Below are 14837 nucleotides of genomic sequence, written 5' to 3'. Positions count from 1 at the left end.
CAGGCAGCCCATAAGGCCGCTTGCATGATGATGTTTTTAGAGAAGGATAACGACATGCTCGACACCAACATGAAAACCCAGCTCAAGGCCTATCTTGAGAAACTGACCAAACCTGTTGAGCTGATTGCCACGCTGGATGACAGCGCAAAATCGGCAGAGATCAAGGAATTGCTGGCGGAAATCGCCGACCTGTCGCCGCAGGTGACCTTTAAAGAAGACAACAGCTCAGCGGTGCGTAAACCCTCTTTCCTGATAACCAATCCTGGTTCCACTCAGGGGCCGCGTTTTGCCGGTTCGCCGTTGGGCCATGAGTTTACTTCTCTGGTGCTGGCGCTGCTGTGGACCGGTGGTCATCCGTCGAAAGAAGCGCAGTCGCTGCTGGAACAAATTCGCGATCTCGACGGCGATTTTGAATTCGAAACCTATTACTCGCTCTCATGCCATAACTGCCCGGATGTCGTGCAGGCGCTGAACCTGATGGCGGTGCTGAACCCACGCATTAAACATACCGCCATTGATGGCGGCGTGTTCCAGAATGAAATCACCGATCGCAACGTGATGGGCGTTCCGGCTGTGTTTATGAACGGTCAGGAGTTTGGTCAGGGCCGTATGACGCTGACTGAAATCGTGGCAAAAGTGGATACCGGCGCGGAAAAACGTGCCGCAGAAGAGCTGAACAAGCGTGATGTTTATGATGTGCTGATTGTCGGTTCCGGCCCTGCGGGTGCGGCGGCAGCGGTATATTCCGCACGTAAAGGCATTCGTACCGGCCTGATGGGCGAACGTTTTGGCGGCCAGGTACTGGACACCGTGGACATCGAAAACTACATCTCCGTTCCGAAAACCGAAGGCCAGAAGCTGGCGGGCGCACTCAAGCAACACGTGTCCGATTATGACGTGGACGTTATTGATTCCCAGAGCGCCAGCAAACTGACGCCAGCCGCGGTAGTTGGCGGGCTGCATCAGATTGAAACCGCTTCCGGCGCGGTGCTGAAAGCGCGCAGCGTGATCATCGCGACCGGCGCGAAATGGCGCAACATGAATGTGCCGGGCGAAGATCAGTATCGCACCAAAGGCGTGACCTATTGCCCGCACTGTGACGGCCCGCTGTTTAAAGGCAAACGCGTGGCGGTGATTGGCGGTGGTAACTCTGGCGTTGAAGCGGCTATCGATCTGGCAGGTATTGTTGAACATGTGACGCTGCTGGAGTTTGCCCCGGAAATGAAAGCCGACCAGGTGTTGCAGGATAAAGTCCGTAGCCTGAAAAACGTCGATATCATTTTGAACGCGCAGACCACCGAAGTGAAAGGCGACGGCAGCAAAGTGATTGGGCTGGATTACCGCGACCGCGAAAGTGGCGATGTGCACCATGTGGCGCTGTCCGGCATTTTTGTACAGATTGGTCTGCTGCCGAATACCACCTGGCTGGAAGGCGCGATTGAGCGCAACCGCATGGGGGAAATCATCATTGATGCGAAATGCGAAACCAGCGTCAAAGGCGTGTTTGCTGCAGGTGACTGCACCACCGTGCCATATAAACAAATTATCATTGCGACCGGTGAAGGCGCGAAAGCGTCGCTGAGCTCGTTTGATTATCTGATACGCACCAAAACGGCGTAATACAAAAAAGTAAGACTCCACCTGCAATGTGAAGAGGCTACCGAAAGGTAGCCTCTTTTTTTGTTTCGAGTTCGTGAATAGCCCAGCGGTGCGTGGCTTGCATGGGCCTACAAAACTGATGATTCATGCATGTTATCGCACGACTAAAACCGGAATATGCGCATGACGGATCACGCTGGATGCGTTCGAACCGAGCAGATGTGTGGCAATGGACGGATTGCGTGAGCCAATCACCACCACATCAGCGTGGAGCTCTTCGGCAAGATCGTTCACCACATCTCGCACACTCCCCATCAGCACGTGCAGTTTGATGCGCGACGGGTCAATGCTGAAATGGTCGACCATGGTTTTCAGGCGGGTTTCCGCTTCCTGATGCAGGTGCTCTTCGAAGCGGCGTAAGTCGGCGGCAAAGCGGCTCATGGTCATACTGGCGGAGCCGGGCAGTACATGTAAAAGGTGGATAATACCTTCCTGCTGAGCCAGAAACTCCGCATGCTTCACGGCCTTGTCGCTCAGCGCCATTTCAAAGACATCTACCGGCATAATGATCGTGTTGTACATATGCTCTCCTCCTTGTGATAGTTGCTTTTATACAAGCATATTCGGCGATTTATTTGTGGAATTCAGGTCGCAAATATCACCCTAAGACGGCAGGGGAAGGGTAAAGTTTTGTCGATGGGATAGAGAAGACGAGAAACGGAAAGAGGATGTGGAGAACATCCTCTGAGAAGACGGGTCAGAAGCGATTAACGGTGAAATTCACCCGCGGCTTCTGGCTGGTAAATCAGCTCCAGCACTTCCAGATGCGTCTCGGTGCCATTCGGCAGCGACCAGTGAATGGTATCCCCGACGCGCAGGCCCAGCAGGGCGGCACCCACCGGAGCCAGAACGGAGAGTTGCGTCGCGCTATCGGTCATGTTGGCCGGGAACACCAGCGTGCGAACACGCTCTTCGTTGGTGCTTAAATCGCGGAACCGCACCTGGCTGTTCATGCTGACAACGTTGTGCGGCATCTCTTGCGGGGAGCACATCTGCGCACGATCCAGTTCGTCATTCAGCGCGCTCGCAACCGGGGAGGTCGCCCACTCGGGCCGTTCCAGCAGGCGGTCAATGCGTTCAGCATCGAACTCATTAATGATAATGGCGGGTCTGGTCATTGTTGACTCCATGTTGTCCAGGTTGAGATCCAGTCGGTTGTTTCCAAAAGAAAACCCTCGTCGTTCAGGACGAGGGTTTAGGGTCTGACCATAGTACTGACTGTGGTCGGATCTTTGAAGTGATTTAGCTCACATTAGAAGATCAAGCTACCAATTAGCGCGAACAGGAAGGCGAGGCCGCCGAGCAGCGTTTCCATTACCGTCCAGGTTTTCAGGGTGGTTTTTTCATCCATTTCGAGGAACCGGCCAACCAGCCAGAAACCAGAGTCGTTCACGTGCGACAGCACCGTTGCGCCACCCGCGATTGCGACCACAATGAAGCACAAATCGAGCTGGCTGATGCCGGTTGTGGCATGGACCATCGGCGCGACCAGTGCGGCGGTTGTGGTCAACGCGACGGTTGCGGAACCTTGTGCCACGCGTAGAGCGGTAGCAATCACAAAGGCGGCGACAATAACCGGCATGCCGGTGTTGGACAACACACCTGCCAGTGCATCACCAATTCCGCTGGCGCGCAGTACGCCACCGAACATCCCGCCAGCACCCGTCACCAGAATGATGCCGCAAATTGGGCCTAACGCGCCGTCGCAGATTTTTTCCAGATGTTTGAGGCTGTGCTGACGGCTAAACACCATCAGGGCGAAGAACACGGTGATCAGCAGGGCGACCGGGGTTTTCCCGAGCATACGCAGGAAGTTAACCAGCGTGTCGTCTTTGGCAACCCAGCCCAGCACGATAGCGGTGTTCAGACCGGTTTCGAGGAAAATCAGCACCAGCGGCATCAAAAGGATGGTCAGGACCATGCCGAATGATGGCGGCTTGTGGTTGGCATCCGCTTCAACCGCGCCGAGGAAAGAAGACGGCAGTTTGATGTCGAATTTTTTACCGGCGTACAGGCCGTACAGATACGCGCCGATGTACCAGGTTGGCAGAGCGATAATCAGACCGACGATGACCAGCAGACCAATGTTCGCGCCGAGCAATTCAGATGCGGCAACCGGACCTGGGTGTGGCGGAACCAGCGCATGCATGACTGCAAACGCACCCGCTGCCGGGAAGGCATATTTCAGCGTGGAGCCACCAAACTGCTTAGCGACGCTGAAGATGATAGGCAGCATCACCACCAGACCGGCATCGAAGAAGATTGGGAAACCAAACAGCAGAGAAGCGACACCCAACGCGAACGGTGCGCGGTGTTCACCAAATTTACCGATTAGCGTATCGGCCAGCACTTTTGCGCCGCCGGACACTTCCAGCAGGCGACCAATCATCGCGCCGAGGCCGACCAGCAGTGCAACGCCTGCCAGCGTGCCACCGAAGCCTGTGAGCAGCGTCGGGACTACTTTATCAAACGGAACTTTTGTCAGCAGAGCGACCACGATGCTGACCAGGGTTAAGGCTAAAAAGGCATGCACTTTGAAGCGCATGATCAAGACCAGCAGCAGCGCGACGGCACCTGCAGCAATACCGAGCAGCGTACCGGCTCCCAATGCGTTCGTAACTTCTGTCATCTTTATATCCTCTGTAACGTGACAGCCAAAGTGTAGTGATAGCCTGGCTAAATCCCTGCGTTTATCACTGATACCGGTAACATGATACGGGTAACAGGGCGGTGGTTGTAAATACGCGATGACACATTTATTAACACTTTGCGACGGGGCTCAAATATCCGGAAGATTTCTCTCTTTGGATAATTTTTATGCGCAAAACGTGATCGATTTCAAATCTGGCATATCCTTGTTAAGCACCGCTGCGCCGTCCGGCGTCAGCATTTTCGAGAAACAGGAGATCCCATGAGTGGTTATGACAAATTGACCCTGAAAGATGGCAGCACGCTCTATTTCAAAGATTGGGGAAGTGGGCAACCGGTGGTGTTTAGCCACGGTTGGCCGTTGACGGCAGATGCTTTCGAAGATCAGATGCTGTTTTTGGGATCCAAAGGCTACCGGGTAATCGCCCACGACAGACGAGGTCACGGGCGATCTTCGCAAACCTGGGATGGCAACAACATGGATCAGTACGCCGATGATTTAGCTGAACTGACCGCGCATCTGAATTTGAAAGACGCGATTCATGTTGGGCATTCTACGGGCGGGGGAGAAGTCGCGCGGTATATCGGGCGTCACGGAACCGACCGGGTGGCAAAAGCGGTGTTAATCAGTGCAGTCACGCCGATCATGGTGAAAACCGATTTTAACCCGAACGGTGTGCCAATTGAGGTCTTCGATGGGATCCGTGACGGCGTGGTGAAAGACAGAGGGGCGTTTTTCCACGAGCTGACGATGGCTTTCTATGGTTATAACCGCGCAGGGGCGAATGTGTCGGAAGCGGTGCGGGCGAGTTTTGTTGCCCAGGGATTACAAGGTTCGATCAAAGGGCTTTATGACTGCATTGAAGCGTTTTCAGAAACGGATCTGCGTGAAGATCTCAAACGGATGACCATCCCGACGTTGGTTATTCACGGTGATGACGACCAGATTGTGCCTTTTGAAACGTGCGGAAAAGTCGCGGCGGAGATATTGCCGCACTCGGAACTGAAAGTGTACAAAGGCGGTTCTCACGGGATTTGTACAACCCACAAACAGCAGATTAACGAAGATTTGCTGGCGTTCCTGAAAGCGTAAATATTCTGCCCGGCGCGTGATGTGCCGGGCAGATATGACGTGTTTTAGTAGCCTGCTTTATCAATCACAAATTGCTGACCACAGTTGCCCGGATGTGGCTGGGGTAACAGCGAGCCTTCGGACAGCGGCGAGTTGATGGCATCCGCTTTAATCGCAATCTGCATTTCGGTCAGATACGCGGGATTACCGTTACAGGTCAGTTTGAAGGCTTTCACGCCGTCGTTACCGTAGCTTTGGGCGACTGCGTCATTGAACGCATTGCGGGACACGGTTTTGCCATAATTTTGCGCCAGGAAGTTGCCTAACGCGCTCTGCTTAATCTCGCCATTCATGCGCACCATGGTGCCAAAATAAGCGTCCGGATCGAAGCCAAAGCACACGCCATGCTTGGCGTATTCGTAGCGTTCCAGACAAGATTGACCGCCGCTTCCCGGCATCACGTTGTTCAGTTTGTTAGCCATTTCGAGCGAAAGTCCCGTTTGTGCGGCGGAACATTTTTGGCTGGCACGGACATCGGGCAAATTCGGCACAGGACGTGTTGCACAGCCGTAGCGCATCCAGCGACGGTTATCGACGCCGCGTGCGGCAATGGATTTTGGCAGACTTGGCCACAGCCCATGAACGGTCAGGTAATTCTTTTTATCCTGCACCTCTTTTTGCAACCGACATTCGTCAGGCTCATTGCGATTGCGTTCCTGCATGCTCTGGCAAAAGCCAGTTTGCCAGGAAAGCGCCAGCACGTAGCTGTCAAAATCACCGTATTTCGTTGCGGTAAGCGGGTCGGCGTGTGCGAGCGGCGCGCCAAGCATCAGCGCGACAGCGCAGAGGGCAGCAATATCCTTCCTGAACATGGTTTATCCTGATATCGGTATGAAAGATTTCAGGAAACATTAAAGCACAAAAAAGGCGCCTCAAGCGCCTTTTCGTTGCTACCCGTGATTAATGGACTATGCCTGCTGGCACCATCAATTCGGTAGCGATGATGACGACAACCAGCCCGACAAGCACGGGAATGGAGGTGCGTTTCACTACTTCAAAGGGCGATATTTTTGCCATCCCGGATACGGCAACCACAACACCAGAAACCGGCGAAATGGTTCGGCCCAGGTTGGACGCTTGCAGCATCGGAATCGACAGATAGGCCGGATTGATGCCAGAACTGTGTGCCAGTTTCGGGATCATTTCGACGAAAGCGTAGAACGGCGCGTTACCCGAGCCGGTGGTCATCGCTGCCAACATCGTCAGCACGACCAGCACCAGCATCAGGATAATGCTTGCAGAGCCGAACGAGGTGGCGATAGAGATCAGGCTATCGATAAAGCCAATGGTGCTCAGGCCCTGGGCAAACACGCCCGCCGCAACCAGCAACATTACAACGCCTGCAAAGGCATCCGCCATGCCGCGATACGCGACTTCGAGACCGGAGAAGACTTTCTGCGTGTTGAATCCGCGGAAAAATTCCAGAATCGCGGCCAGCAGCATGCAGATAACCAGAATAGTGATGATGTGCAGTTCCGGACCCCATTTTCCGTCAAAAATCAGCACGCCGATAATCGGGGTGAAGGGCAGGATCGCATAGAACGACGGCGCGTCGGTGGTGATTTCGCTGACATCGAGCATTTCGTGGGAAATGTTTTCTTTTTTGTCGAGATAACGCTGCCAGAAGAAATGCGCTACCGCCATGCAGACAATTGCGGCGATTGAAATCGGCAGCGTGGTCTTGAAAGCAAAATCGATCAGCGGCATTTCGGCGGCTTTTGCAGCCAGAACCACATCGCCAGACGTTGGCGAGAGAATGATCGCAGCCGGAGAGGCACAAATCGCGGCGGCAGCGCCACGGCTGATACCGACGTTGACCATGACCGGGAACAGCGTCCCCATCAGTAAGACACCAAGGCCCGTAGCGGATGAAACGGCAAGCGACATCAGACATGCCACAAAATAGGCGGCAATCATCAGGATATACGGTGAGTTGATAAGGCGCAGCGGTTTGGAGGTCAGCTTAACCACCATGTCATTTGCGCCGATGTGCGTCATGTAGGCCGCAAATCCGCACAGCATCATAATCATCATACCGAGGTCGCCACCACGGCTCATCAGCAGAATTTTAATGTATTCAACAATATCGGTTGCTGAATAACCCGTGCTGCTGGCACTTGCAGGCAGGATTTTATGCCCCATCAGGGCGCTGGCGATAAGTAACGCCAGACCGCCGACAAACAACACGCCGGTAGCGGAATAGCCTTTGATGATATAGCGGGCAACACCCGCAATGACGACCACTCCGATAAGGAGTTCAAACAACGTTAGCATGATGGATTCCTGTCTTACTGCAGCCCAAAGAAAATTCTGTCAAATAGGTTTATCAAAAAAAAGAAGTCTGGGAATGTGCCCAATAAACGGTCAAGGCTCACTGACTGAAATCAATAAACTGACGACCCCGGCCTTCCTTAAAGCCAAAACATAAGCGGCTATCACATTATATCTATTTATCCTGTGAATGTTTTATGTTCTTTTGATGCGCAATTGCAAAATAAAAGTTAATAAAAATCATCGGTTTTGCTGTGTCGCATAGAGCATTTCGTCTCTGTTTTGCCCGAACCGTTTTACGGTCAAAAAAAGCTCTGTTTGTACTGATGACATGAGAGCCCGGCTCGGCGATGGAAGCGGCAAACATTCCTTCATTTTCTTCATCTCGCCAGAAAATTTAAATATCTGGAATGTACTCTTAAGAAACTTAAATGGTTTTTTAGGGATCGTTTCGGTAAATATATTAAACGTGATGGGCGATTTCCCTATGTATTTCAGAACCGTTTTTGCGGGCACTTGTTGGCGACATGATGCAAGCAAATAGATGTTGCCTTAAAGACCACGGTACATGCGTGGCTTAGCCCTGCATGACATTCAATTATCCTCATAAAATAGGTGCTTACTTTTTGTCGGCAGAGTTTCAACAAAGCCTGGAGGGATGAAGAGTAATCTTAAAAAAGGATTATTCCGGTGTTGTTAAGGTTTTATTAATTTTACGCTGGGTACTCTGTTCAGGTACGAACTCAAGTGGTTATATTCTGTGTTTAAATCCATTAAATATTTAGTGCTTGCGGGCGTGGTTTCATGCCAGTTGATCTTAGCCTCTTTCGCACAGGCGAACATGACGTCCACCGTTAGCGACGCATTTTCCACGCTAGGGGAGAATATTACGCAAACCTGGCACTCACCGGAGCATTACGATTTGTACGTTCCGGCGATAACCTGGCATGCCCGCTTCGCCTATGACAAAGAAAAAACGGACAAGTACAACGAACGTCCTTGGGGGGCGGGGTTTGGTCAGTCCCGGTGGGATGACAAAGGAAACTGGCATGGCCTGTACTTGATGGCCTTTAAAGACTCTTTTAACAAATGGGAACCGATTGGAGGCTATGGTTGGGAGAAGACCTGGCGTCCGTTCACTGACGAGAAGTTCCATTTGGGCCTGGGTTACACGGTCGGGGCGACGGCTCGTGACAACTGGAATTACATTCCAATCCCTGTTGTGCTGCCTCTCGCGTCGGTAGGGTATGGGCCTGTCACTTTCCAGATGACTTACATTCCAGGGACTTATAACAACGGAAACGTCTATTTTGCGTGGATGCGCTTCCAGTTTTAGGGTATAAAAGAGATGATTAACGGCAGTGGTGCCAGAGTCGCGTGTAAAAACAACGACTAAGTCTCAGTTTTATAAAAATTAGCGATTTTTATCACTTTTTCGCTAAGTTAAGCTGGACAAAAGGCACCACAATTGCTGTACTGTTAGCCGACACAGCATTTGTGTCCATTTTCATGTAAAGGTAATATTGATGTCTAAGATTAAAGGTAACGTTAAGTGGTTTAATGAGTCCAAAGGCTTTGGTTTCATTACTCCGGAAGATGGCAGCAAAGATGTATTCGTACATTTCTCTGCAATCCAGTCCAACGGTTTCAAAACTCTGGCCGAAGGCCAGCGTGTAGAGTTCGAAATCACTAACGGTGCCAAAGGCCCATCTGCTGCAAACGTAATGCCTATCTAAGCATTTCGACAGTAGAATACAAAAACCCGTCATTGACGGGTTTTTTTTTGCCTGTTTTTAACGCGCCGCAGAGAAAATCCACATCGCCGCAGCCGTCATGGCGAACGATCCCAGCAGATTGATAGCCACATTCAGCAACGCCCAGCCAAAACGCCCATCCTGCAACAAAAACACCACTTCCGCCGAAAAGGTCGAGAAGGTGGTTAAGCCGCCGCAGAAGCCCGTGGTGATCAGCAGCTTCCACATCGGGTCAATGTGGGTCATCCGATTGAACCACGCCAGCCCTGCGCCAATGATAAATGCGCCCAGCAGGTTAGCGGTTAATGTGCCGATGGGGATCGCATGATGCATCGGGTTCAAACGCATACCGAGCAGCCAGCGCAACACGCTGCCGGTCCCTCCGCCAATAAAAACTGCTAAAAGGATTTGTAACACCGTCAATTCCTGCTATTTGAATACTGAAGAGAATATCTTAGCGCCGGGCTTCGTTGATAGCTACGGTAAGAATCAGAGAGAGGTTTTATGCGCGTCGCTGCCGGACAATTTGCGGTTACTCCAGACTGGCCCACCAATGCCCGCACCTGTGTTTCACTGATGCAGCAGGCGGCAATGGCACAGGCCGCCCTGTTGGTGCTACCAGAGGCTTTACTGGCTCGGGATGATAATGACCCCGATATGTCGGTGAAATCGGCTCAGGGGCTGGATGGTGGCTTTCTACGGCTATTGCTGGATGAAAGCAGACTCAACACAATGACAACGGTGCTGACCGTACATGTCCCCACCACGTCAGGGCGTGCGGCTAATACGCTGGTGGTGCTGCGTGCGGGTGAGATCATTGCGCAGTATCAGAAACTGCATCTGTACGACGCGTTTAACATTCAGGAATCGAAACGTGTTGATGCCGGGCATGCGTTGCCACCGTTGGTTGACATTGATGGCATGAAAATCGGTCTGATGACCTGCTATGATTTACGCTTCCCAGAAATAGCATTGGCTCATGCGTTGCAGGGGGCTGATGTTCTGGTGCTGCCCACCGCGTGGGTGCGTGGGCCGTTGAAAGAGCACCACTGGTCGACGCTGTTGGCTGCAAGAGCGCTCGATACCACTTGCTACATCATTGCGGCGGGAGAGTGCGGCAATAAGAATATCGGTCAGAGTCGCATTATCGACCCGTTGGGTGTCACCCTGGCGGGAGCGGGTTTCGCAGAGCAGTTGATTTATGCTGACCTCGAACGCGGCTTTTTGCAGCAGGTGAGGGAGCAATTACCGGTGCTTAAAAACCGTCGCTTTGCGCCACCTCAATTAATGTGATGTTTTTTTAATCAACGCTTGATTCACCTTGTTACAGATTGCTATTGTGTGCCCTCGCTAAATGACCGTTAATTAGCTACGGTTTTATTGGCGCGTTCTGTAGCTTGTTTTAATCAAGAAGGTATCTATGGGTGAGATTAGTATTACCAAACTGCTGGTGGTTGCCGCACTGATTGTCCTGGTGTTCGGTACCAAGAAATTGCGTACGCTGGGCGGAGACCTGGGGTCAGCAATTAAAGGCTTTAAGAAAGCCATGAATGATGACGATACCAGCGCGAAAAAGAGCGCGGAAGACGACATCCCGGCAGAAAAACTCTCTCATAAAGAGTAATGGCACCGCCAGAAACGACATGCAACGCGCAGGTCATTTCTTACACGCCAACGAGTTAGCCAGAGAGGCCGCAACAGATTCCGTTGCGGCCTCTTGTCATTTTTATCGCCCGATACGCAGAAAGTTGCAACTAACTGTTTCACCGCTGGGTTGAATACGCGTTAGTCCGAACTCCGCTTCATATACAGACCGACATCTGAAAATAAAAAAGGCCGCAGCGGTTAAGCGACGGCCTCTCATTTCTACGGGCGAAGATTACTTCACTTCAAGACCTTTGGCCTGCAGATCGGCGTGGTACGAAGAACGCACGAACGGGCCACAAGCTGCATGGGTAAAGCCCATCGCCAGCGCTTCCGCTTTCATCTCTTCAAACTCATCCGGGCTGACGTAGCGCTGAACCGGCAGGTGATGACGGCTCGGTTGCAGGTACTGACCCAGCGTCAGCATCGTTACGCCATGGCGACGCAGGTCGCGCATAACTTCGATGATTTCAGCGTTGGTTTCGCCCAGGCCCACCATCAGACCCGATTTGGTTGGGATTTCAGGATGCGCTTCTTTGAAACGTTCGAGCAGTTTCAGCGACCAGTTGTAATCAGCACCCGGACGGACCTGGCGGTAGACGCGTGGCACGTTTTCCAGGTTGTGGTTAAACACATCTGGCGGCGTGGCGGTCAGGATTTCCAGCGCTTTGTCCATGCGTCCACGGAAATCCGGGACCAGGGTTTCGATTTTGATGGTTGGATTTTTTTCACGGATAGCTTTGATGCAATCCGCAAAGTGCTGTGCGCCACCGTCACGCAAATCGTCGCGGTCAACGGAGGTGATCACCACATAACGCAACGCCATATCGGCGATGGTCTGAGCCAGTTTCTCAGGCTCGTTGACATCCGGTGCAACAGGACGACCGTGGGCCACGTCGCAGAACGGGCAGCGACGGGTACAAATCGCACCCAGGATCATAAAGGTGGCGGTGCCGTGGTTAAAACATTCCGCGAGGTTAGGGCAGGAGGCTTCTTCGCACACCGAGTGCAGGCCATTTTTACGCATGGCTGCCTTGATCCCCTGAATGCGGGTGGAGTCAGCCGGAAGTTTGATTTTCATCCATTCCGGTTTTCTCAGGAGCGCTTCGCGCTCAGTAGCCACGTTTTTAACCGGGATAAGGGCCATTTTATCGGCGTCGCGGTACTTAACACCGCGTTCCATCACAATGGGTTTACTCATAGCGTGCGTGTTCCAGTTGCGAGTAACGAAGGAAAGCGTTTCAATTCAAGGAAATGTTGTACTTATCAACTATTTTTGAATTTGATGGCTGGCAGTATAGCATCAATCAGGGCGATAAAGCAGCCTGCCAGCTCGGCAAATTGTAAACCAGTTGTTGCTTTATGTGCTTAATGACGTTCAAAGCAGCAGAAAAATGTGGGTTTGCGGTGACTCAAAATGCCTGACGGATAGCCGTGATGACGCTTTGAAGCACCGGATCACGCATGCTGAGTTTGTTGTAATGCAGTGAAAAATCGACGGATTCATCACGAAGCGGCAGAAAGTCGATCACCTTCAAAGGCCAGCAACGTGCAAACAATGTGAAGCAACGAGCGGGCATGAGTCCGACCAGATCACTGCTGCCGATAAGCGCAGCAATCGTCACAAGGTTGTAACTGCTAAAGCTAACACGCCTGTCCGGGAACATCTCATGTACGCGTTTACGCAAGTCGGTGTGCGCCGCGCCTTCCATCATCAGCAGGGTGTATTCATACTGGCTCAATGATTCTGGCGTGTGAGGCGTTTTAAAGACCGGATGCCCTTCGCGGGCGACCAGCACGATCCTGTCGTTGTAGAGCACATGATGGCTTAACGCGCGCGCATTGTGGATGTTGCTGTCGATAACAAGATCGGTCTGGAACTGGCTGAGCTGTAGCCCTACGTCAGTGACCGGAATGTTGCGTATCAGCAACTGAGGGAATTTCTCTTTTATCGTCTGATAAATGGCCGGCATCACCACCGCACCCACCGTGGGTGAAGTCCCAATGGTGATAGTGCGCTGCTTGTCATAGCTTCCCGTGAGATCCAGTGCACCAAGGATAGATTCTAAACCCTGGCTGATGTACTCGTGCAGGTGAGTCGCATAAGCCGTCGGTGTCACGCCCTGGCCTTTACGGATAAAAAGCGGGTCAGGAAATATGGTCCGCAGCTTCTGAATTGACTGACTAATAGCGGATGGGGTGAGATTCAGAATTTTCGCAGCATTAACGATGCCTTTATGTACATATACGGCCTCGAAAATCGTCAGTAAATTGAGGTCAATATTTCGCAATGTTCGAAAAATTTGCGGCGTATCACTCTCAAGGCGAGGATTTATTCGGCTTTCCGGCTGGTCGTTATATTCCACACTTGCACCTCGTATACATTCACAATATGAATGATAGTTGAAAAAGTATTTATTGTTATTATGCTTTCAAGAGGCTTTTTAACGCTAAGACAGGATTTAGTTCACGTTGAACAATGAGTTACATCTTGAGCTGCGGAGCCGTCTCGGTTTTATCGTGGCGCGTTAACGTAAATCTTTGTATGCGACGAAGCCATTTTTCCATCAGGCGGAGAAAAAATATAGAAACTTGTGAATAATGTAAAGAAAAACAAGGCAAAAGGCGCATGGACCCGACAAAATATCAGGTCCAGTGTATTATATATTAAGCCACAATATATTCATGAGGTGGATTGTTTAGCAGTGCTAAAAATTGAGAGACCAGCACGGGGGAAATATTTTCCGTTTTTGCGTCAGAATACCAGTCCTGAATTTGTGCCATTTCCATACCCGCATAGCCGCAGGGGTTAATGCGTAAAAACGGCGATAAATCCATAGCGACGTTCAACGCCAGTCCGTGGAATGAGCACCCTTTGCGGATACGTAATCCCAGCGAACAAATCTTCTTCTCACTCACATAGACACCCGGGGCATCTGCTCGTGGATGTGATTCAATACCGAATTCAGCAAGCGTGTTGATGACAGTTTGCTCAAGCAGGGTGACCAGTTCACGCACCCCGAGTTTGCGCCGCTTTAAATCCAACAAAACGTACATCACCTGCTGGCCTGGCCCATGATAAGTCACTTGACCGCCGCGATCGCTTTGAACGACCGGAATATCACCGGGAACCAGCACATGCTCCGCTTTTCCGGCCTGACCCTGCGTGAAAACGGGATGATGCTCAACCAGCCAGATTTCATCCAGCGTAGTTTCATCACGGTGGTCGGTAAAGTCATGCATAGCCTGCGAAACGGGCTCATAGGGTTGTACGCCAAGCTGGCGAACGAGGAGGGTGTTCAAATCCAAAACGACATCTCCGCGGGACGGGAATACAGGGCGAAGAGTATATCACAGAGCAGAAGAGGTATTGCCCGGAGGGCTCCGGGCAAAGGGATTACAGCACCATTCGAACGATGTCGATATTACCCAACTCTTCGTACAGGGTTTCGACCTGCTCGATATGGGTTGCGTTAATGGTGATGGAAACCGAGTGGTAGTTGCCTTTGCTGCTCGGTTTTACCTGCGGAGAGTAATCACCTGGCGCATGGCGCTGCACCACTTCCACCACCTGGTCAACCAGCTCAGGCAACGCCTGCCCCATTACCTTGTAGGTAAATGAAGTAGGGAATTCAAGCAGTTCGTTAAGTTTGGTTTTCATGTCAGCTCCGGTGGTTTAAAAAGAACTGCTCCCGCGCGAGGCACGGGAGCAGTTATTGTCATGCTTA

16 protein-coding genes are annotated in these 14837 nt (G+C 51.7%); 6 read left to right on the top strand and 10 right to left on the bottom strand.

Annotated elements, in window-relative coordinates; all coding sequences use genetic code 11:
- Positions 1 to 54: 54 nt before the first annotated feature.
- Positions 55 to 1620: an alkyl hydroperoxide reductase subunit F gene (gene ahpF / locus VH187_RS09885; RefSeq protein ID WP_329701343.1), complete on the top strand. Its 1566-nt coding sequence runs from the start codon at positions 55 to 57 to the stop codon at positions 1618 to 1620.
- A gap of 132 nt (positions 1621 to 1752) precedes the next feature.
- Here ahpF and uspG read toward each other — a convergent pair whose 3' ends face one another.
- The 3 genes from uspG to VH187_RS09870 form a co-directional block, all read right to left on the bottom strand.
- Positions 1753 to 2181 (bottom strand): universal stress protein UspG, encoded by a 429-nt coding sequence (gene uspG, locus VH187_RS09880; RefSeq protein ID WP_329701272.1) that lies wholly within the window; start codon positions 2179 to 2181, stop codon positions 1753 to 1755.
- A gap of 185 nt (positions 2182 to 2366) precedes the next feature.
- The gene (gene rnk / locus VH187_RS09875) at positions 2367 to 2777 is read right to left on the bottom strand and encodes a nucleoside diphosphate kinase regulator (RefSeq protein ID WP_329701271.1); all 411 of its coding nucleotides are present in this window, start codon (positions 2775 to 2777) and stop codon (positions 2367 to 2369) included.
- A 134-nt stretch (positions 2778 to 2911) separates the two neighbouring features.
- A complete protein-coding gene (locus tag VH187_RS09870) occupies positions 2912 to 4288 on the bottom strand; it encodes a GntP family permease (protein ID WP_329701270.1) in 1377 nt (458 codons plus the stop codon).
- A 282-nt stretch (positions 4289 to 4570) separates the two neighbouring features.
- On the opposite strand from VH187_RS09870, the gene VH187_RS09865 reads away from it, so the two are divergent.
- Positions 4571 to 5401 (top strand): alpha/beta fold hydrolase, encoded by an 831-nt coding sequence (locus tag VH187_RS09865; RefSeq protein WP_329701269.1) that lies wholly within the window; start codon positions 4571 to 4573, stop codon positions 5399 to 5401.
- A gap of 44 nt (positions 5402 to 5445) precedes the next feature.
- On the opposite strand, the gene rna is transcribed toward VH187_RS09865, so the two are convergent.
- Both rna and dcuC read right to left on the bottom strand, forming a co-directional pair.
- Positions 5446 to 6252 (bottom strand): ribonuclease I, encoded by an 807-nt coding sequence (rna, locus tag VH187_RS09860; protein WP_329701268.1) that lies wholly within the window; start codon positions 6250 to 6252, stop codon positions 5446 to 5448.
- Between the two features lie 88 nt (positions 6253 to 6340).
- Positions 6341 to 7714, bottom strand: coding sequence for an anaerobic C4-dicarboxylate transporter DcuC (gene dcuC / locus VH187_RS09855; RefSeq protein WP_329701267.1), 1374 nt, complete (start codon positions 7712 to 7714; stop codon positions 6341 to 6343).
- A gap of 781 nt (positions 7715 to 8495) precedes the next feature.
- Here dcuC and pagP point away from each other — a divergent pair.
- Both pagP and cspE read left to right on the top strand, forming a co-directional pair.
- Complete coding sequence (gene pagP, locus VH187_RS09850; protein WP_414713921.1) at positions 8496 to 9047, top strand: lipid IV(A) palmitoyltransferase PagP; 552 nt, start codon at positions 8496 to 8498, stop codon at positions 9045 to 9047.
- Between the two features lie 190 nt (positions 9048 to 9237).
- Entirely contained in the window at positions 9238 to 9447 is a 210-nt protein-coding gene (gene cspE / locus VH187_RS09845) for a transcription antiterminator/RNA stability regulator CspE (protein ID WP_004100146.1), read from the top strand.
- A gap of 57 nt (positions 9448 to 9504) precedes the next feature.
- Here the strand turns inward: cspE and crcB are convergent, their stop codons facing one another.
- Positions 9505 to 9882, bottom strand: coding sequence for a fluoride efflux transporter CrcB (gene crcB, locus VH187_RS09840; protein WP_329701266.1), 378 nt, complete (start codon positions 9880 to 9882; stop codon positions 9505 to 9507).
- 87 nt (positions 9883 to 9969) lie between these two features.
- On the opposite strand from crcB, the gene VH187_RS09835 reads away from it, so the two are divergent.
- Positions 9970 to 10758, top strand: coding sequence for a deaminated glutathione amidase (locus VH187_RS09835; protein WP_329701265.1), 789 nt, complete (start codon positions 9970 to 9972; stop codon positions 10756 to 10758).
- 127 nt (positions 10759 to 10885) lie between these two features.
- On the top strand, positions 10886 to 11089 hold the full coding sequence (gene tatE / locus VH187_RS09830; RefSeq protein WP_329701264.1) for a twin-arginine translocase subunit TatE: 204 nt from the start codon (positions 10886 to 10888) through the stop codon (positions 11087 to 11089).
- Positions 11090 to 11344: 255 nt separating this feature from the next.
- Here the strand turns inward: tatE and lipA are convergent, their stop codons facing one another.
- The 4 genes from lipA to ybeD form a co-directional block, all read right to left on the bottom strand.
- A complete protein-coding gene (gene lipA, locus VH187_RS09825) occupies positions 11345 to 12310 on the bottom strand; it encodes a lipoyl synthase (protein ID WP_329701263.1) in 966 nt (321 codons plus the stop codon).
- Between the two features lie 211 nt (positions 12311 to 12521).
- On the bottom strand, positions 12522 to 13475 hold the full coding sequence (locus VH187_RS09820; RefSeq protein WP_329701262.1) for a YbeF family transcriptional regulator: 954 nt from the start codon (positions 13473 to 13475) through the stop codon (positions 12522 to 12524).
- A 301-nt stretch (positions 13476 to 13776) separates the two neighbouring features.
- Positions 13777 to 14418, bottom strand: coding sequence for a lipoyl(octanoyl) transferase LipB (gene lipB, locus VH187_RS09815; RefSeq protein ID WP_329701261.1), 642 nt, complete (start codon positions 14416 to 14418; stop codon positions 13777 to 13779).
- Positions 14419 to 14506: 88 nt separating this feature from the next.
- Positions 14507 to 14770 carry a DUF493 family protein YbeD gene (gene ybeD / locus VH187_RS09810; RefSeq protein WP_329701260.1) on the bottom strand — a complete coding sequence of 88 codons (264 nt, stop codon included), beginning with the start codon at positions 14768 to 14770 and terminating at the stop codon, positions 14507 to 14509.
- Positions 14771 to 14837 lie beyond the last annotated feature (67 nt).

It is taken from the genome of Scandinavium sp. (assembly GCF_036271055.1).
In the GTDB taxonomy this organism is placed as follows: Bacteria; Pseudomonadota; Gammaproteobacteria; order Enterobacterales; family Enterobacteriaceae; genus Scandinavium.
Note: the sequence above shows the minus strand (reverse complement) of the source record. Positions and strands in the feature narration are given on the sequence as shown.